Origin of the sequence: Polaromonas jejuensis NBRC 106434, assembly GCF_001598235.1 — a bacterium.
Classification (GTDB): Bacteria; Pseudomonadota; Gammaproteobacteria; order Burkholderiales; family Burkholderiaceae_C; genus Polaromonas; species Polaromonas jejuensis.
Window position 1 is genome coordinate 77509 of record NZ_BCYO01000005.1, and the last position, 21454, is coordinate 98962.

Genomic DNA, 21454 nt, shown 5'->3' on the forward strand with positions numbered 1-21454 from the left:
GACGCCCCTGGAGATCACGATGACCGAATCCCAACTCGACCAAACCTACACCGCGCTGGCAGAGGCCACGGCCCGCGTGGGCGAAGCCAAAGCGCCTTTGTTTCTGGCCACACTGTCTTTGGCGCTGATGACGCGGCAAACCGATGCCGCCGAGGCCCTGGCACTGATTGCCCAGGCAGAACGGCTGGCCAATACCTGACTGAGCCAATTCAGCGGATTGAACTGATCGAAATTACCTGTTTTTTACACGCACCGCCTATAACCTGGAGACACCATGCAAAGCATTCCCACTCTCATCCGCCAGTCGCTGGCACTGCTGGCTTTCGCCGCGACTGCCGCATCGGCGCAAAACTACCCCACCAAACCGATTGAATGGGTGGTGCCTTACCCCGCCGGCGGCGGCTCCGATGTGGTCGCGCGCACGCTGACCGAAGCCATGGGCCGCGCCGTCGGCCAGCCCATCATCATCAACAACAAGCCCGGCGCGGCCACCAACATTGGTGCCGACTATGTGGCCCATGCCAAAGCGGACGGCTACACGGTGCTGACCGGCGACACTGCCACGCTGGCAGCGAACCCGGCGCTCTACACCAAGCTGAACTACAGCGCCGAAAAGGACTTCGCACCGATTGGCCTGCTGGCCCGCTTCCCCATGATCCTGGTGGTCAATCCGAGCGTGCCCGCGAAGAACCTGCACGAGTTTTTGGCCTGGGCCAAGGCGGCCAAGGGCGGTCTCAACTATGCGACGCCTGGCGCCGGCAGCCCGCACCACCTGGCGACGGAATTGTTCCGCGGCACGACGGGCCTGAACCTGGTCCACGTGCCTTACCGCGGCGCCGCGCCGGCAGTGCAGGACGTGGTGAGCGGGCAGGTGCCCTTCATGTTTGTGGACACGGCCAGCGGCATGCCTTTCCTCAACGCGGGTCGTCTGCGTCCCATAGGCATTGCCAGCCCGCAACGCGTGAAGAACTTTGAAGCCATCCCCACGTTGAACGAGCAAGGCCTCAAGAACTTTGAGGCCTATGCCTGGCAAGGTCTGGTGGCGCCGGCCGGCACGCCCCCCGATGTCATCGCCAAACTGAACAAGACGCTGGTGGAGGCCCTGAATTCCACGGCCGTGAAGGCGCGCTTCCAGGTGCTGGGACTTGAACCCACGCCCAGCACGCCGGCCCAGATGGCGACTTACGCCAAGGCCGAGCGCGAGAAATGGGCCCAGGTGATTCGCGCCAGCGGCATCAAACTGGACTGATCATGTTCCAGCTGGACCGCACCCTGACCTACCGTCTGCACCTGCTGCACAAGGTGACCGACCTGGAGAGCCAGCGTGCCTATGCCTCGGGTGCGGGGCTGTCCATGAGCGACGCCCGCTGCCTCACGGCGGTCGGCACCTTTGCCCCTCTGTCGGTCAACGACCTGGCGCAAAAGGCCAACCTGAACAAGGGTCAAGCCAGCCGGGCCGCCCAGTCGCTGGTCGAGCAGGGGCTGGTGCTGAAGGCCGCCAGCCCGACCGACGGGCGCGGCGTGGTGCTCACGCTGACGGCCGCAGGCGATGCGGCATGGCGCCGTGCCATGGCCGTGGTTGAGCAGCGCAACCATGAGATCTTTGGCGTGCTGAGCCCGGTCGAGCGGGAGCAGCTCAGTGCCCTGTTTGACCGCCTGATTGCACAGGCCCAAGCCAACGATCACAACGCCCAGGGCCTGGACAGTGTTGTGGATGAAGAGTGAAATTGGAGATCAACTTGATGAACACAGCCACTTTGCGTTACCAGTCCGGATTCGCTAACGAATTTGTCAGCGAAGCCCTTGCCGGCGCCTTGCCCGAGGGGCGCAACAGCCCCCAGCGCGCGCCGCATGATCTGTATACCGAACTGCTTTCGGGCACCGCCTTTACCGCGCCGCGCGCGGAGAACCGCCGCACCTGGCTGTACCGCCGCCAGCCCTCGGTCGTGACCAGCGGCTACCAGTCCTATGCACAAGCCTGGTGGACGACGGGTGCCGCCGGCGGCATCGTGGTGCCACCCGATCCGCTGCGCTGGAGTCCGTTTGAGATTCCGGCCGAGGCGCTGGATTTTGTGGATGGCATGCGCACCGTGGCCGCCAACGGCGACGCCCATGGGCAAACCGGCATGGCTGCCCATGTGTACCTGGCCAGCCGTTCCATGGCGCGGCGCGCCTTTGTCAACGCCGACGGTGAAATGCTGCTGGTGCCGCAGCAGGGCCGCTTGCTGCTGACAACCGAGCTGGGCATGCTGGAGGTCGCTCCGGGTGAAATCGCCGTGATCCCGCGCGGCATGGCCTTCAGCGTGGCCTTGCCCGATGGGCCTTCACGCGGCTATGTCTGCGAGAACTACGGTGCGCATTTCCGCCTGCCCGAGTTGGGCCCGATTGGCTCCAACGGCCTGGCCAATGCACGTGACTTTCTGGCCCCCACGGCCGCCTTCGAGACGGCTGCAGGCGCATACGAAATCATCAAGAAATTTGGCGGCCACTTCTGGAGCACGACGCAGGCCCACACGCCCTTTAACGTGGTCGCCTGGCATGGCAACCTGGTGCCCTACAAGTACAACACCGCGCACTTCATGACCATAGGCTCCATCAGCTACGACCATCCGGACCCGTCGATCTTCACGGTGCTGACCTCGCCCTCGGACACGCCCGGCACGGCCAACTGCGACTTCGTGATCTTCCCGCCGCGCTGGATGGTGGCTGAAAACACCTTCCGTCCGCCCTGGTACCACCGCAACCTCATGAGCGAATTCATGGGCCTGGTGTACGGCCAGTACGACGCCAAGCCCGAAGGCTTCAAACCCGGCGGCGCCTCGCTGCACAACTGCATGGTGCCGCACGGCCCGGACACCGAGGCCTTTGAAAAGGCCAGCACCGCGGAGCTGGCGCCGCACAAGCTGGACAACACGCTGGCCTTCATGTTTGAAAGCCGCTACATGCTCGTGCCCACGGCCTATGCCATGCAGGGCGGGGCGCTGGATGGCGCTTACGCCAGCTGCTGGCAAGGCCTCAAAGACAACTTCAAAGGAACCCCATGATGCGCCCAACCCTGGCCCCACTCGACTTCACCCACGATGCCTCGCTGAATTCATGGGTCGAGTCGGCCAACACGCCCGACAGCGATTTTCCTATCCAGAACCTGCCGATAGGCGTGTTCCGCCGCGCCGGCAGCCTGGAGTTTTTCCGCCCCGGCGTGGCGATTGGCGAGCAGATTGTGGACCTGCTGGCCGCGCGCGCGGCCGGCGTCCTGCCCGCCGATGTGGCTGTCACGCTCAATGGCTGCGAGCGCGGCGAGCTCAACGCCTTCATGGCGCAGGGCCGTGTCGCCCGCGTGGCCTTGCGCCAGGCCCTGTCGCAAGCCCTGCGCGAAGGCAGCAGCCAGCAGACCGTGCTGAATACCTGCCTGATGCCGCAGGCGTCGGCCGAATACGCCGTGCCTTGCCGCATCGGCGACTACACCGATTTCTACACCGGCATCCACCACGCCACCACCGTCGGCAAGCTGTTCCGTCCGGACCAGCCCTTGATGCCCAACTACAAATGGGTGCCGATTGGCTACCACGGCCGTACCTCATCGATAGGCGTGAGCGGCCAGGCGTTTCCGCGCCCCAAGGGCCAGACCAAAGGGCCGAACGACGAGGTGCCGGTCCTGCGTCCCAGCCAGCGGCTGGACTACGAGCTGGAGCTCGGCGTGTTCGTTGGCCAGGGCAATGCGCTCGGCGAGCCCATCGCCATGGATCAGGCAGAGGACCACGCGTTTGGCCTGGTGCTGCTCAACGACTGGTCGGCGCGCGACCTGCAGGCCTGGGAATACCAGCCGCTGGGCCCGTTTCTGTCCAAAAACTTCGCCAGCACCATTTCGCCCTGGATCGTCACCATGGAAGCGCTGGCGCCATTCCGCGCCCCCTTTGTGCGCCCCGAAGGCGACCCGCAGCCCTTGCCTTACCTGGATTCGGACGGCAACCGGCTGCAGGGCGGGCTGGATGTGGAACTGGACGTGCTGATCGAGACGCAGGCCATGCGCGATGCCGGCCTGGCGCCGCAATGCCTGTCGCAGTCCAGCTACCGCGATGCCTACTGGACGGTTGCGCAAATGCTGGCGCACCACACGGTCAACGGCTGTAACCTGCAGCCCGGCGACCTGCTGGGTTCGGGCACGCAGTCCGGCCCCAGGCCTGAGCAGGCCGGCTCCCTGCTGGAGCTGACTTCCGGCGGCAAAAATGCGCTGACGCTGGCCAATGGCGAAACCCGCACCTTTCTGCAGGACGGCGACGCCATCATCCTGCGCGGCCACTGCGACCGCAGCGGCTTCAGGCGCATAGGCTTTGGCGACTGCCGGGGCCAGGTGCTGGCCGCGCGCGGCTAAGGCATGGCCGGCCTTTTGTCAGTGAAGGCCGGCGTCGCAACCTGGGTTGCTATTTATTTGATAGCTTGATGCGCCCGTTCCGCCTGGGCTGCAAGTCGATTTGATTGAAGGTTCAGCGTTATGGCACTTCCCGCCCCGGTGCCATGCGCTGATGTTCTGCCGGGGCGCTGCAGGCAGCGTCAGAGCGGTTTGTCCGGCATTTACAGGCTTCAGGAAGGTCTTTAGGATGCGCAAACCGCTTTAAAACCTTAAAATCGCGGGTTATCCCCAAACCGCAGGCCTCATCCCGAGGCCATTTTTGACGGTTTTCAATGATCGCCCCATGAACGCCCCCGTCGACGTCTCCTTTTTCACGCGTGCCGCCAAGCCGCTGACCAGTTACCGCAAGTACTGGGCGGCCCGCTTCGGCACGGCCAAATTCCTGCCGACCACGCGCGCCGAGATGGAGGCGCTGGGCTGGGACAGTTGCGACGTCATCATCGTCACCGGCGACGCTTACGTGGACCATCCCAGCTTTGGCATGGCCGTGATCGGCCGCATGCTGGAAGCGCAGGGTTTTCGCGTTGGCATCATTGCCCAGCCCGACTGGCAAAGCGCCGAGCCCTTCAAGGCGCTGGGCAGGCCCAACCTGTTCTGGGGCGTGACGGCCGGGAACATGGATTCCATGATCAACCGCTACACGGCGGACCGCAAGATCCGCAGCGACGACGCCTACACCCCCGGCGACATCGGCGGCCAGCGGCCCGACCGCGCCGCCATCGTTTACAGCCAGCGCTGCCGCGAAGCCTACAAGGACGTGCCCATTGTGCTGGGCGGTATTGAAGGCTCGCTGCGCCGCATCGCGCACTACGACTACTGGTCGGACAAGGTGCGCCGCTCCATCGTGGTGGACGCCAAGTGCGATCTGCTGCTGTACGGCAATGCCGAGCGCGCCCTGGTCGAAGTCGCGCACCGCCTGGCCGCCAGGGAATCGATGGCGACCATGACCGACATCCGCGGCACCGCCTTTATCCGCCGCAGCGGCGACGACACCGCCGCCGGCTGGTTCGAGATTGACTCCACCAGCGTGGACGCGCCGGGCCGTGTGGAAGCGCATGTCAATCCCTACCTGATGATCTCGGAGCAGGCGAAAGAGCAGGGCGCCACTTGCGCCCGCGAAGACGAAGCGGCCGAAGTCGCCGTGAAGGCTGAGAAAGACGCTGCCTTACTCCCTCTCCCACGGGGAGAGGGAACAAAAGCCAACCCGGCCATCAAGCCGCTGACCTTTGTGCCCAACCCGAGCCTGCCGTCCATGCAGGGCAAGATCCGGGTGCCGCCGCGCGACCGTTCCGTGATCCGCCTGCCCTCGTATGAGCAGGTCAAGAGCGATGCCGTGCTGTATGCCCACGCCAACCGCGTGCTGCACCTGGAAACCAACCCCGGCAATGCCCGTGCGCTGGTGCAGGCCCATGGCGAAGGCGCCACGGCCCGCGACGTCTGGATCACGCCGCCGCCCATCCCGCTGACCACGGCCGAGATGGACTATGTGTTTGACCTGCCTTACGCCCGCGCACCGCATCCACGCTATGCCGACGAAAACGGTAGCCACGACCACGCCACCAAGATCCCGGCCTGGGAGATGATCCGCTTCAGCGTCAACATCATGCGCGGCTGCTTTGGCGGCTGCACCTTCTGCTCAATCACCGAGCATGAGGGCCGCATCATCCAGAGCCGTTCCGAAGACTCCGTGATTCGCGAGATCGAAGCCATCCGCGACACCGTCAAGGGCTTTACCGGCGCGATTTCCGACCTCGGCGGGCCGACCGCCAATATGTACCGCATAGGCTGCAAGTCGCCCGAGATCGAGGCCGCCTGCCGCAAGCCTTCGTGCGTCTACCCGGGCATCTGCTCCAACCTCAACACCAACCACAACCCCCTGATCAAGATGTACCGCCGCGCGCGGGCACTCAAGGGCGTGAAGAAAATCCTGATCAGCTCCGGCCTGCGCTACGACCTGGCCGTGCAAAGCCCCGAGTATGTGAAGGAACTGGTGACGCACCATGTCGGCGGCTACCTCAAGATCGCGCCCGAGCACACCGAGCAGGGGCCGCTGACCAAGATGATGAAGCCCGGCATCGGCAGCTATGACAAGTTCAAGCAGATGTTCGAGAAGTACACGCTTGAGGCCGGCAAGAAGCAGTTTTTGATTCCCTACTTCATCGCCGCCCACCCGGGCACCAGCGACGAAGACATGATGAACCTGGCGATCTGGCTGAAGAAAAGCGGCTTCCGGGCCGACCAGGTGCAGACCTTTTACCCATCGCCCATGGCCACGGCCACGACCATGTACCACACCAACAAGAACCCGCTGCGCAAGATCACGCGCGACAGCGAGACGGTGGACATCGTGCGCGGCGAAAAGCGCCGCCGCCTGCACAAGGCCTTTCTGCGCTACCACGATCCCAACAACTGGCCGCTGCTGCGCGAGGCGCTCAAGACCATGGGCCGCACCGACCTGATCGGCAACGGCAAGCACCACCTGATCCCGACCTTCCAGCCGATGACGGATGGCAGCTACACCAGTGCGCGCCGCAAGAACTCGACCACCGTGGCGCTGAAGCCTGTCACGCCGGTCAAGGGCCGGATTCTGACCCAGCACACCGGTTTGCCGCCGCGTGACAACGGCTCGGGCAAGCCAGTCGGCAAGCCGCTGGTGCGCAAGCCGCGCTGAGACTGTCGTGTCATTGCGGGCCTGGCCCGCATCCATGCTGGAGCACAACGAGTGTTGGTTCGTGCAGTGTGGATCCATCTCGGATCGAGTTCGGGATAACAGAAATAAAAAAGTGCCTAGCGGAGAGGTTTAGCCGCCTTTCCTTAAGAAAAATCGGCCTCTAACCCATATCCCACAGGCACCAGAAGCTATCAAAAAAGTAGCGACCCTGGCTCCGGCATCCATCTCTGCACCGCTGAAAGTGAGCCTCGCTTTACGGCGAGGCCATGCCACAAGACCGCACCCGCTACAGCACGCCGCCACACTGATGGTAGAGCGGGTGGTCGTGCATGCCGTGCCTGCGCAGTGGAGTCCAGCCGCGAAGCGGCCACCCATCCCCCGCGCCGGGCAAGCGCTTAGATAAACCGGCTGAGAAACGCTCTTGTCCGTGGATGCTGGGGATTGCACAGCACCTCTGCCGGCTTGCCTTCCTCAACGACGATGCCACCGTCCATGAAGACGACGCGATCGGCCGCCTCCTTGGCAAATCCAATTTCATGTGTGACGACGATCATGGTGAGGCCTTGGTCGGCCAGGTCGCGCATGGTGGCCAACACCTCTCCGACCAGTTCCGGGTCGAGTGCCGAGGTCGGCTCATCAAACAGAATCAATGTGGGCTGGATGGCCAGCGCCCGGGCGATCGCCACCCGCTGTTGCTGGCCGCCCGAAAGCTGACGCGGGTAGGCCTGTGTCTTCTCGCTGAGGCCGACCTTTTCCAGCAATTCAAGGGCCCGTGCACGGGATTCGGTTTTGCTGCGGCCATGCACGCCAACAGGGGCTTCCATGATGTTCTCCAGCACCGTCATATGCGGATACAGGTTGAACTGCTGAAAGACCATGCCGATACCGCGGCGTTGGTGCGCAATCGCTCGCGGGGACAGGCGGTGCAATTGTTCGCCGCGAAGCTCGTAGCCTATCTGTTGGTCGCCGACGGTGATGGAGCCTTGATCCATCGTCTCCAGGTGGTTGATGCAGCGCAAGAAGGTGGATTTCCCCGAGCCGGAGGGGCCCAGAATGACGACCACCTCGCCCGCCTGGACATCCATGTCGATGCCCTTGAGCACTTCGTTGGCGCCAAAGCGCTTGTGGACATTGCGTGCCCGTACCAAGGGCTTGCCCGTTTCCGCGGCTTGCGGGAATGGTGTCGTCATACCTTGGCCTCCTGTTCACCCTTGGCGTAATAGCGTTCGATGGCGCTCTGGCCCACATTCAGGACGGTTGTGATCAGCAGATACCAGACCACGGCAACCATCAGCAATGGGATGACCTGGAAAGTGGCGTTGTAGATGTTCTGAACAGAATGCAACAGGTCGCCCATGGCAATCACGCTGACGATGGACGTCGCCTTGACCATGCTGATGAGTTGGTTGCCGGTGGGCGGCACGATGGAGCGCATCGCCTGCGGAATCACAATTCTGCGCAGGACGCGGTTGCGTGTCATGCCGAAAGCCAGGGCCGTTTCCATCTGGCGAGAATCCACCGAAATAAGACCGGCCCGAATGATTTCCGCCATGTAGGCCGCCTCATTGAGCGCCAGCCCGGTAATGGCGGCAGTGAGCGGCGTGATCAGATCATTGGTGTTCCACGTCGCGAACGTCGGGCCAAACGGGATCCCCAGCGACAGCGTGGGGAACAGCGTGGAGAGGTTGTACCAGAACAGCAGCTGCACCAGCAGTGGCAGGCCTCGGAAGAGCCAGACATAGAGCCCGGCAAAGCCGCGCAAGAATGGGTTGTCCGAGATGCGGGCAATGGCCAGGACCAGCCCGATGGCGACCCCTATGACCATGGCCACAAGCGTCAGCCCGAGTGTCACCAAAAGCCCGTTGATCACGGTTTTTTCGGTGAGGAATTTACCGACAACGTCCCATTCGAAATTCTTGTTGGTGACAAGAACCCAGGTGAGCTGGAGCGCCAACAGGCAAAGGACACTGACACCCAACAGGCGGCCATAGTTACGCGAGACATGCGCATGGGCCACGTTGCGTTGCCGGGCCTCCATTGCGGGATCGGCGACTCCCCGGCGCAGAGCCTGGACAGCCTTGCTCATTTAGCCAGTTTCCCTGCCAAGTTGGCGCCCGGCGTCTTGAGCATGTTGTCGCTTAAGCCCCATTTTTTCATGATGATGGCGTAGGTGCCGTTGCCGTTGAGCTTTCGCACGGCTTCCAGGATCACATCACCCAGGACCGAACCCTTCTGAACCACCGCGCCCTGGTAGAGATCATCAAAGCCATTTTTCTTGCCAATGCCCGTCAATTCCAAAGTACCGTTGGCTTGCTGAACAAAGTAAGTCAGCGGGGCATGGGAGGAAAAGAAGGTGTCGGCCCGCTTGGCGTTCACGGCCAGAATGGATGTCGGCTGATCTGCATATGCCTGGACTTCGACTGCAGGTTTGTTGGCGGTGGTGCAGGCGATGGATTGCTGCCGGATGACCTTTTCTGCGGACCCTCCGGCCATCACGGCCACTTTGCTGCCACAAGTGTCTTCCAGTCCATTGATGCCCTTGGGATTTCCTTTGGGTATGGCGAAGACCACGTATTCCTGCACAAAATCGATGAAGTCAACAGACGCTTCACGGTCGACAAAATCCCCTATGGGGCCCATGGAAAACTGGTAACGACCCGACTTGATCCCCAGCAGCAGACCGGACAGGCCATTGACGGGTGCCAGGTTGATCTTGACGCCCAGTATTTCGCTCAAGGCCTTAATAAAATCTGCACTGGCGCCAGCCATGGACTGGTTGCCGGTCACGATGGTGTACGGAGGGAAGGAGCCATTGTTGGCCGCGGTCATCTCTCCGGTGGCAAGAATCTCGGCCGGCAATTTGGCGCGCAGCCTGGCATCCAGGGGCTGAGCCGGGATCTTGACTTCCTCAGCGTAAACCGTGGAGCCAGCAAGTGTGGCGGCGATAAATGCGGTGCAAAACAGGTGGCGGGTAATCATGGCGAATATCCTTTGTAGTGGCAATGATGGCAATCAGTCGGCCCTGTTCTGGAGCACCGGCTTGTCGAAGCGCCGGTTTTCCAGCACCGGCAACACCATCTTGGCATGTGCGATGCGTGCGGGGTCCAGCTCGGCAAATACCAGTGCCGGGGCTTCGGCGGCACCGGCAATGGTGACTCCTAGCGGATCGATCACCCGGCTGTTGCCGATGTTGCGTTCCCCGCACTCGCCCACCGCCACCATATAGCAGGTGTTTTCCAGTGCACGTGCGGTCACCAGCACCTCCCAGTGCATTTCCTTGAGCGGCCCTTTCACCCAGGCCGAGGGCAAAACCAGCACATCGGCGCCGTCCAGCGCGAGCCGGCGGGCCAGTTCAGGAAACCGCACGTCGTAACAGGTCATGAGGCCGACTTTCATGCCGGCAACTTCCACCAGTGGCGGAACGTCCAGGCCGGGCGTGACATTAGCGGACTCCTTGGCTGAGAAGGCGTCATAGAGATGGAGCTTGCGATATTGGGCCAGGATCTCCCCATTGCGGATGGCAATAAGCACGTTCCATACCCGACCTTCGACATCAGACGGGACATGCACGCTCATCATGGTGGTGAGCGGATTTCCACGGCTTGCGTTTAACAGTTGACTGACAAAGGGGCCATCGAGTGCTTGTGCGGCCTTGCGAACCAGATCGGGGTCTGCAATATCCCGGGCGAGGATGCCTTCTGGCAGGACGAGCAGATCTGCGCCCTTCGACAGGGATTGCGCCATCAGGCTCAGGCAGGTTTTCAAATTTTCTGACCAGTCCCGGCTTACGGCAAATTGGCCCAGTGCGACTTTCAGCATGCTTGGTTTCTTTCAATGATGGGTTTAGGCGGCTTCACCGGGGAACAGCTCGGCCGGATTCAACAAGTTGGAGGTGATTTCCTGCGCATGCAGTTCCTGGCAAAAGTCCGTCAGCATGCGTTCATTGGCCTTGAAGCCGTTCGCGTTCCAGTTGCCTGGCAGATCGCGTGCACTTTGCCGGATTTCGTCCAGAATCCAGGGCGTGGTGTCCGCATATTTCATGCGTTTTTCCATCCATACGCGGCTGGACTCGGCAAAAAGTGCGCCCAGGGCCTGCGGTATCCAGGGGTGTTCGGCCACGATGGCGGGCTTGAGCCCCAGCAGGTGAATGCCCGGCATGTAACCTACCTCCTTGAAGTAGGCCACCTCTGCCGCGCGGCAGTCGGGCTGCAGCGTGCGCAGACCGGAGCCGGGCTCGAAAAATCCTGCCGGCATGAAGGGCGTAAAGACGGCATCCAGCGCACCCTCGCGCAACAGGTCGACCAGCGGGCGTTCACCCGGCGCGGTGCTGATACGCCCGGGGCGGCCGAAACCATTAAGACGATCCTGGATAGGATGGTCTTCAGACAGGCGTCCGACGAACCATTCGGCATCGGCGATTTCCACTCCTTCCCGGCGCAGCAGGGCACGTGTCCAGGTATTGCCGGAATCTTGCCACCCCGTCATTCCGATGCGCTTGCCGGCGAGCGCGCGCAACTCGGTGAGCGGGCTCGCCGCGGTGGTGATGATGCAGTGCTGGCGAAATCCCCGCATGATGAAGTACGGAATCCCGACGATGGAGGTATCGCCCCGGGCCCGGCTTTGTGCATAGCGGCTAAGCGACATTTCGCCGCCGTCATAACGAGGGTCCGTCGCCAGATTGTTTTCCAGGGCGTTGACACGATGGAGTTCAAGGTTGAACCGGTTTGAACGCACATCGCCAAGCACCAGTGGGGTGATGAAATCCCAGTCACGTACCGCGAGTTTGATGCTGATTTCCACTGCAATCCTTGTCTGAAAGAGGTGATTAATTGGGGCTGAAAAAGTCATGCTGGATGACTTCTTGAGATGAATATTAAATGTTTAAAATTATTTGTACTATATAATCTTTGTTACTGAACAAAGTGTTTTCCCCTATGCACCAAAACATTACGGCGACGCACCTTGGCGCATCATTAAAAGGCCTTGCAACCCGCGAGATGGCTGTCAAAATGGCCGCTTTGATCCGTTCTGGTGCCATTCCCATTGGCTCCCAATTACCCTCCGTTCGGGATCTTGCCGAGGCCATGGGCGTCAGCCCGGCAACGGTTTCGGCCGTCTGGCAAGAGCTGCGACGGCATAAGGTCATTGCGGGTATGGGGCGCAACGGGGTATGGGTCTGCGGCAACAAACCGTCACCAAGACCCGCACGCTTTGAAAGTGTCGGCAATTTCGGCCAGCACATCGTTGCCGATCTCACCTACGCATCGCCTGATCCTGCGCTCCTGCCTGATTTGTCGCAGGCCTTGTTGCAGGGGGCGAAAACGCCGCAATTGAACAGCTACCGACGCGACCCCATTACGCAGGCGCTGCATGAAGCGGCTGCGTCACGCTGGCCGTATCCGGCAGAGGCATTCATGGCCACGAATGGCGGATTTGATGGTGTGTTGATGACCTTGCAGGCGTTGCTGATGCCAGGCTCGGCGGTCGCCATTGAAGACCCCACGACGGCGCGCCTGCTCGATATTCTGGATCACATCGGCGCGGAAGTGATTCCTGTGGCCTGTGACGAAGACGGTCCGAAGGCCGACTCACTGGCGGCAGCACTCCAGAAGAAACCAGCCGCCTTTATCTACCAGCCCCGCACGCACGCGATATGCAGCCATAGCGTGAGCGCGCAACGCATGCAGGAGTTGGCCAAGGTGTTGAAAAACAGCGAAACCCTGATCATCGAGGATGACGGTATCGGGGATGTTTCTTCCCAGGCCGCAGTGAGCCTGGGTATGCACTATCCGGATCGCACGGTCCACATCGTGTCGTACTCCAAATCCCTGGGGCCGGACCTGCGTGTGGCGGTTCTTTCGGGTGCGAAGGAAACGGTGGAGCAGATTCAGGCATACCGGAATTTTGGGGCCAGCTGGACCAGCCGCATTCAGCAGGATGCGGTCGCCTGGATGCTGAATGATCCGGGCAGCATGGCTGCGGTGACCAGCGCCAAAGAGGTGTATGCCGCGCGTCGCAACCGGTTGATCGAAGCCTTGAAGCCACAGGGTATCAGCGTGCCCGGTCGGGACGGACTGAGTGTCTGGATTGCGGTGCCTTCGGAACAATTCGCCATGGTCACGCTGGCAGTCCGTGGATTCGCGGTGTTCCCCGGTTCCAGGTTCGGCATCAAGCCGCATTCACACATTCGCGTCGGCACCAGTTTGCCGATGGAGCATGTAGATTCCCTGGTGGAAGCGATAGCCCTTTGCATGCATGCCATATGAGTCGGGCAGGCATCCCCGCCAAGCCAACAAGGCCCCAGTGGGATTATTTGTATGTGAAATTGGTCTTTAGCCCAATAGATACGTTCGAAGGATGCTATTAATAATATAGCGTCTGCTTGCTCTGCCGGAGGTCCTGTACAGGACTGCCGAAGGCTCAGACCTTGTACGAGTCCAGCACCTGCTTGGGGAAAAGCTCCTCAACGTCCAGCTTACGGTGGCACACACCCTGTTCAAAGCCGAACTTCAAAAAGGCTTCCAGCGTCGCGCGGTTGATGTCGCCACCGCGCCCGGCGCCAATGCCGTAGGAATAGAAGCCTTCGCGCAAGCCGCGCTAGCTCACACCTTCCGCAAGGGGCCGCACCCGGCAAGGCGGGGTGTCTATTTTGCAAGTAGAATCGCTCTCCAGCCCTTGCCAGTCGGGTGCATATTGCTATAGATACAGGAGCATTTCTGCTTTTGCAGTCGCGTAACTCTTGCAGAATGGCGCCCCTGCTGTTATTGCCTACCCGCCTAATGAACTCACCATGAACATCACGGTCAACGAAGAACTGCTTGCCTACATCGATCCGCTAACCCCTGAAGAACACGAATCCCTGGAGCGCAGCCTGCTCGCCGAAGGCTGCCGCGATGCCCTGGTGCTGTGGGGCGAGGTGCTGGTGGACGGGCATAACCGCTATGGCATTTGCAGCAAGCACGGCATTCCCTTCAATACCGTGCAGAACAGCCTGTTCAAGACCATTGACGACGTCCACCTGTGGATGATCGAGCAGCACCTGGGCCGCCGCAGCGTGTCGGATTTCCAGCGCGGCGTGCTGGCCTTGCGCAAGAAGGATATTCTGGCCGCCCGTGAACAGGCCGCGCCGGATGTGGCACCGGCGCCTCACGACGGATCGCCCCCCTGGGACGAGGCCGACCCCGGCGACGCCTCGACGGCCTCAGTGCCCGTGACGGCGGTGGCGGCCGAGCCGGTGCTGACCCGTGAAGCGCTGGCCAAGGCGGCGCGCATCAGCAGCAACACCATCAGCCAGATTGAAAAAATCCAGAAGTCGGCCGCGCCCGAGCTGGTGGCGGCGGTGAAGTCGGGCACGATTTCCATCAACGCCGCGGCCACCGTCGCCACGCTGCCGGTGGAAGAACAAGTGGCGGCCGTCGCCGGTGGTAAAAAAGAACTTCAGCAGGCCGCACGGCAAGTACGCGCCGCCAAGGCCGTGGCACGCACCGAGCCCGACACGCCCGAGGGCGTGATCGCCCGGCTCAAGCAAACCATTGCCGAACTCAGCGCGGAGAACGCGGCGCTCAAGGCCAAGCTGGCTGAGCTGACTTCCTGATTGGGCTGGGGCTGAACGCTGTGGTCGGTTTACAGCCATGTTGTCGGGCTGGTGGTTGAAGGGCCACCATAAAACGGGCCGCCATGATCGGCCTCCAACGCTGCGGCTATCGCCAAAGTACGACGGATGCATTGAACAAAGGTGGGTGGCGCTGTTGTGCGGATGTGCCCGGGCTCAATGCTAATTTCTTGAATGTCTGTAATGCCGCGCTGAACCGGTCGTTGACATTGGCGATTTCCCCTGTCGGATTCGGCCAGGAGCGGAACTTGAACGATGACCGCTTTGAGGGTGCAATTCAACGCTTCATCGGCTAAGGTCAACCTGCCGGGCCAAATCGCGGGCACAGTCAATGAACAATGACGCGACTGGGCTTAGGGTGCGGTCTTTCAGCGTAACGATGGATGTTGCAATCTCCCATCGCGGCAACACGATGGACAGCACCTTGATCGGCAGATGAGCCACGCCGAAGGCGAGAAGGGAGTCCGGCATGACCGTTACGAAACGCGCGGTCGCCAGCAGGCTCAAGCGTGAGTTTAGGGAACCAGTCAACACCCTGCTGTGCGGCAGCTCGGCGCCTATCGCTTGAAAGGCTTGAACCATTGGTGACGCGGGCTCGGCCTCGCTTTGGGAGAGCACCCATGGTTCCTGCGCCAGGTCAGCGAGCGTGACCTTGCGTCGCCTGGCCCATGGGCTGTTGCTGCCCACCACCACCTTCAGGCGCTCGTGCCACAGCGGTTCGACGTTGAAGTCGGCCGGGGGCGTGGCGGCGTAGGGGCGAACAATGACGAGCTCGCCGATGCGTTCGCGAAGAAAGTGGTCGTGCAGCGCCGGCGTGTAAGCGGACTCCATTCGGAACGAAATTCGCGGATAGCGCCTCGTCAGGCGATCGATCGCCGCCGACACCAGGCCGGCAGCCACCGTTTCCGAGCAGCCCAGGCGCAGTTCACCCGCGCCGGGGTCCGCGAGGAACTCGATTTCCCTTGCGCTCTGCTCGAGTTCGTCGAAGATGGCCACCCCGCGCCGCATCACGGCCCGGCCGTAGAGCGTCGGGGTCACACCTTGGGGGCTTCGATCGAACAGCGGCACGCCAAGCGCGGCTTCGAGGTCGGCGATCGCCTTGGACACGGCGGGCTGCGACATGTGCAGCAGTTCAGCCGCCTTGCGCATGCTGCCCTCACGCGCCACGACCATCAGCGCATCCAGGTCGCGCAGCTTCAACCGTCGTTTCAGTTTCTCCGCCAGACGCATGCCGCCCCCTATTCAGAATGCTGTTCACGCTATCCGAAAATCGAACTTGTCGATTATCACGCCAAGGTCTACGCTGTGATCAACGTGCTGCCCGGTTGGCGCACGGGACAACCTGGAGGACAACACCATGGATGCCAGCAATTCGCGCCGCGGTTTCATGCTTCGCACGATCGGCGCCGCTTTCGTTGCCTCGGTTGGTTCGCCCCTGGGGGCGCTGGCACAGGGCAAGCCGGAACTGGTGAAGATCCTCTGCGGCTACCCCGCCGGCGGGTCCGTCGACGTGGTGTCAAGAAAACTGGCGGAACGCCTGGCTGGAAGCTACGGCAAAGCCTCGCTGGTGGACAACCGTCCGGGCGCCGCCGGCAGGCTGGCGGTAGAGACCTTGAAGACGTCGCCCGCCGATGGGTCGGTGCTGCTCGTGACGCCGGGCTCGATCGTCACCATGTACCCCCACATCTACAAGCAACTGTCGTACGACGTGTTCCACGACCTGGAGCCCGTATCGGTCGTGGCCCAGACCGCTTTCGCCCTCGCAGTGGGCCCCGCGGTGCCGCAAAGTGTGCGCACGTTGAGTGAGTTTCTCGGCTGGTGCCGGGCGAATCCCGGGTCGGCAAGCTGCGGCAACCCCGGTGCCGGGTCGCTCCCGCACTTCATGGCGCTGCTGCTGGCGCGCGAATCGGGGCTGACGCTGATCCATGTTCCGTACCGGGGCGGACAGCAAGCGATGCTCGCGCTGGCAGGTGGGCAGGTGGCGTCGGCGCTCGCCACCGAAAGTTCGGTGCTCGCGCTGGTCCAGGCGGGCAGGCTGAGGGCTTTGGCCACGTCCGGCGCCGAACGCTCGGCGTTCCTGCCGGACGTGCCGACCTTCAGCGAACAAGGGTATAAGCCGCTCGCGCAGCGGGAGTGGTTCGGGGCCTTCATGCCAAGGAATACGCCCACGCAGCAGGTGGCTGCCGCTGCAGAGGCCCTTGGCGCGGCGCTCAAGGAACCTGACACGCAGGAGGCCTGGCGGAAACTGGGGCTCAGTGCGGAGAGCTCGACGCCTGTCCAATTGCAGCGCGCCTTGCGCACAGAGTTCGATTTCTGGGGACCCATCATCCGCGCCAGCGGCTTCACGCCCGAGGCGTGAGCCGCGGCTCCCGGATTCCTCCCTCGAGGTTTGTTCGACACCTGCCTCCATTCAGGGGCATCACGTCATTGGTGTGTCGCGCGGGCAGGTGTCGAACAAACCTAAACGTTGGCTGCCCGTTGATCGGAAACCTTGAATGACCAGAGTCAGTTTTTTGTGGCCGAACGACGCCAATCCCTTGATGGACAGCATTGCAGTGCGAAACCGGACTTTCAGTCTTCGGTCGGAGAAGTGCAACTGTGGGCCAGGCGCATAGGTGATCGGGCGGCTACGCTGCGCCCGCTCCACGCCCCGCCTGTGCCAACGCCAGGGCCAGTCTTGCCCCCACCTCGGCGTTGTGTTTCACGAGCGCGATGTTGGTCGCCAGGCTGCGTCCACCCGTCAGCGCCTTGATGCGGGCCAGCAGGAAAGGCGTCACGGCCTTGCCGGTGACTCCTTGCGCCTTGGCCTCGGCGAGCGCCTGCTGAGTCAGCGCGTCGATCTCCTCGCACGCCATCGCTGCCGCTTGCGGCACTGGCGTGCTCAGGACCACGCCGCCCGCGAGGCCCAAGTCCCACTTGGTGCGGATGAAGCGTGCCTGCGCCGCCGCGTCGTCCAGCCTGAAGTCCGCGCGAAAGCCACTGTCGCGCGTGTAGAACGCGGCGAAGTTGTCCTGCTCGCAACTGAGCACCGGCACGCCGTGCGTTTCCAGGTATTCCAGTGTGAGCGCTATGTCCAGGATCGACTTTGCACCGGCACAGACCACCGCTACCGAGGTCTTCGCCAGTTCCTGCAGGTCAGCCGAGATGTCAAAGGTCTCCTGCGCGCCGCGGTGCACGCCGCCAATGCCGCCGGTGACGAAGACCTCGATGCCGGCCAGCGCGGCACAGATCATCGTGCCGGCCACTGTGGTGGCGCCGAGTCCGCCGCCGGCCAGCACGGCCGGCAGGTCGCGGCGGCTGACCTTGTAGACCTGGTCCGAGCGGCCTAGTAGCTCCAGCTCGTCATCTGAAAGGCCGATGCGGATTCGCCCGCCCATCAGCGCGATGATGGCGGGCTCGGCCCCCAGGTCGCGGATGATGGCCTCCACTTCGCGCGCGGTGCGAACGTTCTCCGGGTAGGGCATGCCATGAGCGATGATGGTTGATTCCAGCGCCACGAGCGGGCGGCCGGCGGCCTGTGCAGCGGCCACGGGCGCGCTGCGGATCAACCAGGAGTGGGCAAGGTCGGCAACCATGGCTATGCTTTCAACGGTGTGGTTCACCTAAGTGTGCAGCAAAAGGCGGGTCTATGGTTTGCTGTGCAAGCGCGGGACGCCGTTCAAGGCGCCAATGGTGCAGCGAGCGCGCTCAACTTCGGGAGCCGGCTCGCGCTAAAAGCCAACCGTCGGCCCCGTCTTGCGGCGCCAACCCTAAGCCACTGCCGACGAGCCTGCGCGCTCTTGCGAGAACAAGCGCAGCGCGAATCGCCCGGCGCCGGTGTCCCGCAGGAGCAGGGCCTCCTCGCGCATCGCAGCGGGCACTTCCTCGAGCGCGGGGTAGGCTGCGCGGCAGCCTGCGGGAAACAGCACAGGTGCGGCGAGCGCTGCAAATGTCAGGTCTGCGGCAGTGAAGCGTTCGCCGACCAGAAACGGGCGCCCGTCGTTCAGCCATTCGTCGACTTCCTGGAAGATACCGTGCACGCGCTCGATGGAGCGACGTGCACTCTCCGGCGTGATCCTGAGCGCCGCACGGACGATGCGGAGCACGATCGGCATGCCGACCGGCAGCAAGCCCGCCTCGAACCACGGTACGCCGCGCGTCATCACTTGACGAAGCAGGCGACTTTCCGGCAGTAACTGAGCATAGGCCCAGCGCCTCGTGTGCGGGCCGAGCTCGTCGTCGAAGCGCTCCTCGAGTGCTTCGACCGCACATCGCAGTGCGGAATCGCGCGGGTACAGCAGGTCGCCGCCGCAGACGGCATCCGCGTGCACCAGGATGTCGGTGGAGTCAACGAAACGACTGGCTCCATGCACCAGCACCGGCACGCTGCGACCGCCGTTGCGGGTCGTTGCAAACCGGTGTAGGAGAGGTGCGTGCGGCTCTTCGCGATACGGCAGCGAGAGCCAGTCGAGTGCCCACCGCGCCTTCTCGCTGTAGTGGCTGTGCGGCATCGTTATCAGGACGGGGAGAGTGGCGCTGCTGTGGGTCATCGGGATGAGCCTCGGTCGTCGCTGCCTTGCGCGTAGGTTCGAGAGCCAGTATGCCACTCGGAAGTCGGGGCAACAGGTGGACTGGATCGAACCAATTGCTGACGGGGACGCTGCCCAAGGTGAGAACGGAGATGAGTCAGCAGGTTTTGGTCTGCAACAGCAAGCGAGCGATCAGGCTCCTCGGTACGCAAAAACGGATTCGGGCAGTCGGTGTCTAGGGCGCAGGTGCCTAGGCCAGCTCATGACAGAACGATTCGGCGGGTCAAGCTCGCAGAGCGCCGGCGTCGTGCACGGCGCGCCATCGCGTACTCACTCAGCGTCCGCTATTTGTGGTGACCGAGCGTCGCTGAATGGCCGCCTTGGGCCCCTTGCCGATGCGGCAAAGCGGTCGCTCAAATGAGCGCCACAGGTTTAGCGAGGCGCCCCTGTTGCAGCCATCAGGCTCATGCCAAGCGCATTGCCCGCTTTGTCCTTGACCGAGGAGATCGCTTTGAATGCCGAGGCTTGCACCCGATCCGGAAGTCGCACAAAGTTGTTGGCCTGGACCAGCGCGTCGCCATTGACAAAGGCCCAAACGAAGAACTTGAGCACGCGCAGCGCTTGCTCAGGCTGATCTGCAATTTTGGGCACAACAACGAAGGTGCCCATTGTGATCGGCCAAGAGCCTTTGCCGGCCTGGTTGGTGAGGGTGCCTGTAAACAATCCCTTGCTGACCCATTCGCTACCGGTAAGAGCACTGCGAAAGGCGAAGATCGACGGCTTTGTGAATTCACCTTCCAGATTCTTCAGCTGGACGGTCACGAGCATGTTGTCTTTGACATAGCCGTAATCCACATAGCCAATCGCGCCCGTGGTTTCCTTGACGGCCTTGACAACCCCATCGCTGCCCTTGACCGCCAAAAAATTGGCCGGCCAATCGAAACTGGTCTTCACGCCATACTTAGACTTCCAGGTCGGGCTCAATTTGGCAAGATAGTCGGCAAAGTTGTAGGTCGTTCCCGATCCGTCGGCACGCACCACGACCTTGATGGGAGCGTCGGGCAGGGTATAGCCGGGATTCAGTTTCACGATCTCGGGTGCGTTCCACTGCGTGATCTCGGCCAGGAAAATACGGGCGAGCACATCGCCCGTCAGGCGCAATTGACCATCGCCCACTTTAGGCAGGTTCACCACCGGGGATATGCCGGTAATCGCAACCGGGAAAATGACGAGTCCATCCTTGGCCAATTCGGCCTCGCTTGGCGAAACGTCAGAGGCCCCGAAATGGGTCTCATGAGCGCGAATCTGTTTCAGGCCGGCGGACGATCCGATGGGCTCATAGGCCAGCCCTACGCCAGTCGCCTTTTGGTACGCCTGCGCCCAGCGCTGATAGATCGGTGCGGCGGCCGAAGAGCCGGAACCGGTGATGGTTTGTGCATTCAAGACGCCGGCCTGCGCGCACAAAAGAAGGGCCGCAAAAACGGCAGACAAGGATTTTTTCATATTTCCAAAAACAATGGTGGAGACATCAACGCTGGTCAGCGGGACAACCGATGAAGTTGACGTGCATCGCGAACTGTGACTGTGCCGCCTATGTCGACGACACGATCGCTCAACCGGTAATTGTGGCATGGGATGACAATCAAGCCCGGTTTTGCACACCTTGCGGCTCAACGCTTCGGTCCTCAGGGAGCAGGATGAGAACTCTCAATGGCCGCGTTCGCGGCGCCCCACAGACAGGGGCTCCAAGTGGAGACCGTGGATGCCGAGAACGGCGGCATTGACGGATATCAAACCGGACCGTCCGTGAAGAAGGGTCCTGGCCGTTGGCGACCGGACGATATTCCACCGCCACAGGCCGGTATCAGTCTCAATCCACCACATACTGAACAGGCGTTCTGCGCGGCCCGCGCAGTGCAGCAAAACTGTAATTCAGGTCACATTACCTGTTTGAGCATGTGATCCAGACCAGACCATGGTCAAATCCCGGAAAATTGATAGGAATTCGCGTCAATTGAAAAACGATACCCATGAACGAAGCGATTCAATTTCCTCCTCTGCCCGACCGTCTATCCATTGACCCGGGAAGTCCCTATCACGTCGCTTCTGTGTTCGAACATAACGTTGGTTTTCGATTCCGCTGATGATCAATTTGAAGGGCAAGGTCGAAGCGCTTTATCGATAAGTGACTTCCATTCGCCATGGCCTGAATGAGAGATGAAAAAATTCATGTCACATCTTCACAGGGAGGG

At 62.0% G+C, this 21454-nt stretch carries 21 protein-coding genes; 11 read left to right on the forward strand and 10 right to left on the reverse strand.

The genetic code is table 11. The annotated features are described in order from the left end of the window. Window positions 1–19 precede the first annotated feature (19 nt). The 6 genes from PJE01S_RS07975 (at window position 20) to PJE01S_RS08000 (ending at window position 7082) form a co-directional block, all read left to right on the forward strand. The gene (locus tag PJE01S_RS07975; RefSeq protein ID WP_068832629.1) at window positions 20–199 is read left to right on the forward strand and encodes a hypothetical protein; all 180 of its coding nucleotides are present in this window, start codon (window positions 20–22) and stop codon (window positions 197–199) included. A 75-nt stretch (window positions 200–274) separates the two neighbouring features. After that, entirely contained in the window at window positions 275–1249 is a 975-nt protein-coding gene (locus PJE01S_RS07980; protein ID WP_068832630.1) for a Bug family tripartite tricarboxylate transporter substrate binding protein, read from the forward strand. Window positions 1250–1251: 2 nt separating this feature from the next. Beyond that, entirely contained in the window at window positions 1252–1725 is a 474-nt protein-coding gene (locus tag PJE01S_RS07985; protein ID WP_068832631.1) for a MarR family winged helix-turn-helix transcriptional regulator, read from the forward strand. A gap of 17 nt (window positions 1726–1742) precedes the next feature. Then, window positions 1743–3044 carry a homogentisate 1,2-dioxygenase gene (hmgA, locus tag PJE01S_RS07990; protein ID WP_068832922.1) on the forward strand — a complete coding sequence of 434 codons (1302 nt, stop codon included), beginning with the start codon at window positions 1743–1745 and terminating at the stop codon, window positions 3042–3044. Next, window positions 3041–4372, forward strand: coding sequence for a fumarylacetoacetase (gene fahA / locus PJE01S_RS07995; protein WP_068832632.1), 1332 nt, complete (start codon window positions 3041–3043; stop codon window positions 4370–4372). Before hmgA ends, fahA begins: the two co-directional genes overlap by 4 nt. A 322-nt stretch (window positions 4373–4694) precedes the next feature. Continuing rightward, entirely contained in the window at window positions 4695–7082 is a 2388-nt protein-coding gene (locus tag PJE01S_RS08000; protein WP_068832633.1) for a YgiQ family radical SAM protein, read from the forward strand. 395 nt (window positions 7083–7477) lie between these two features. Here PJE01S_RS08000 and PJE01S_RS08005 read toward each other — a convergent pair whose 3' ends face one another. From PJE01S_RS08005 to PJE01S_RS08025, 5 genes are read right to left on the reverse strand one after another with little or no spacing between them, the layout of a single operon-like run. Further along, entirely contained in the window at window positions 7478–8272 is a 795-nt protein-coding gene (locus PJE01S_RS08005) for an amino acid ABC transporter ATP-binding protein (protein WP_068832634.1), read from the reverse strand. Continuing rightward, window positions 8269–9168: an amino acid ABC transporter permease gene (locus PJE01S_RS08010; protein WP_084389424.1), complete on the reverse strand. Its 900-nt coding sequence runs from the start codon at window positions 9166–9168 to the stop codon at window positions 8269–8271. Before PJE01S_RS08010 ends, PJE01S_RS08005 begins: the two co-directional genes overlap by 4 nt. Beyond that, window positions 9165–10094: an ABC transporter substrate-binding protein gene (locus PJE01S_RS08015; protein ID WP_218017508.1), complete on the reverse strand. Its 930-nt coding sequence runs from the start codon at window positions 10092–10094 to the stop codon at window positions 9165–9167. Before PJE01S_RS08015 ends, PJE01S_RS08010 begins: the two co-directional genes overlap by 4 nt. Beyond that, complete coding sequence (locus PJE01S_RS08020) at window positions 10095–10901, reverse strand: deaminated glutathione amidase (RefSeq protein WP_218017509.1); 807 nt, start codon at window positions 10899–10901, stop codon at window positions 10095–10097. 24 nt (window positions 10902–10925) lie between these two features. After that, window positions 10926–11882 carry a substrate-binding domain-containing protein gene (locus PJE01S_RS08025; protein WP_245660677.1) on the reverse strand — a complete coding sequence of 319 codons (957 nt, stop codon included), beginning with the start codon at window positions 11880–11882 and terminating at the stop codon, window positions 10926–10928. A 134-nt stretch (window positions 11883–12016) separates the two neighbouring features. On the opposite strand from PJE01S_RS08025, the gene PJE01S_RS08030 reads away from it, so the two are divergent. Continuing rightward, complete coding sequence (locus PJE01S_RS08030; RefSeq protein ID WP_068832636.1) at window positions 12017–13348, forward strand: aminotransferase class I/II-fold pyridoxal phosphate-dependent enzyme; 1332 nt, start codon at window positions 12017–12019, stop codon at window positions 13346–13348. A gap of 154 nt (window positions 13349–13502) precedes the next feature. Here the strand turns inward: PJE01S_RS08030 and PJE01S_RS25085 are convergent, their stop codons facing one another. Next, on the reverse strand, window positions 13503–13673 hold the full coding sequence (locus tag PJE01S_RS25085) for a hypothetical protein (RefSeq protein ID WP_157090265.1): 171 nt from the start codon (window positions 13671–13673) through the stop codon (window positions 13503–13505). A 199-nt stretch (window positions 13674–13872) separates the two neighbouring features. On the opposite strand from PJE01S_RS25085, the gene PJE01S_RS08035 reads away from it, so the two are divergent. Next, the gene (locus PJE01S_RS08035) at window positions 13873–14676 is read left to right on the forward strand and encodes a hypothetical protein (protein WP_068832637.1); all 804 of its coding nucleotides are present in this window, start codon (window positions 13873–13875) and stop codon (window positions 14674–14676) included. Between the two features lie 83 nt (window positions 14677–14759). After that, on the forward strand, window positions 14760–14990 hold the full coding sequence (locus PJE01S_RS25090; RefSeq protein WP_157090266.1) for a hypothetical protein: 231 nt from the start codon (window positions 14760–14762) through the stop codon (window positions 14988–14990). Here PJE01S_RS25090 and PJE01S_RS08040 read toward each other — a convergent pair. After that, on the reverse strand, window positions 14980–15924 hold the full coding sequence (locus PJE01S_RS08040; protein ID WP_084389426.1) for a LysR family transcriptional regulator: 945 nt from the start codon (window positions 15922–15924) through the stop codon (window positions 14980–14982). The genes PJE01S_RS25090 and PJE01S_RS08040 overlap by 11 nt on opposite strands. Window positions 15925–16051: 127 nt before the next feature. On the opposite strand from PJE01S_RS08040, the gene PJE01S_RS08045 reads away from it, so the two are divergent. Further along, on the forward strand, window positions 16052–17053 hold the full coding sequence (locus PJE01S_RS08045; protein ID WP_068832639.1) for a tripartite tricarboxylate transporter substrate-binding protein: 1002 nt from the start codon (window positions 16052–16054) through the stop codon (window positions 17051–17053). A gap of 268 nt (window positions 17054–17321) precedes the next feature. Here PJE01S_RS08045 and PJE01S_RS08050 read toward each other — a convergent pair whose 3' ends face one another. The 3 genes from PJE01S_RS08050 to pstS form a co-directional block, all read right to left on the reverse strand. Beyond that, entirely contained in the window at window positions 17322–18269 is a 948-nt protein-coding gene (locus tag PJE01S_RS08050) for a pseudouridine-5'-phosphate glycosidase (protein WP_068832928.1), read from the reverse strand. 174 nt (window positions 18270–18443) lie between these two features. Next, window positions 18444–19223 (reverse strand): glutathione S-transferase family protein, encoded by a 780-nt coding sequence (locus PJE01S_RS08055; RefSeq protein ID WP_084389427.1) that lies wholly within the window; start codon window positions 19221–19223, stop codon window positions 18444–18446. A 411-nt stretch (window positions 19224–19634) separates the two neighbouring features. After that, window positions 19635–20705, reverse strand: a complete 1071-nt coding sequence (gene pstS, locus PJE01S_RS08060; RefSeq protein WP_068832641.1) for a phosphate ABC transporter substrate-binding protein PstS — start codon at window positions 20703–20705, stop codon at window positions 19635–19637. 527 nt (window positions 20706–21232) lie between these two features. Here pstS and PJE01S_RS25095 point away from each other — a divergent pair. Continuing rightward, complete coding sequence (locus PJE01S_RS25095; protein WP_377372404.1) at window positions 21233–21346, forward strand: DUF3297 family protein; 114 nt, start codon at window positions 21233–21235, stop codon at window positions 21344–21346. Window positions 21347–21454: the final 108 nt, after the last annotated feature.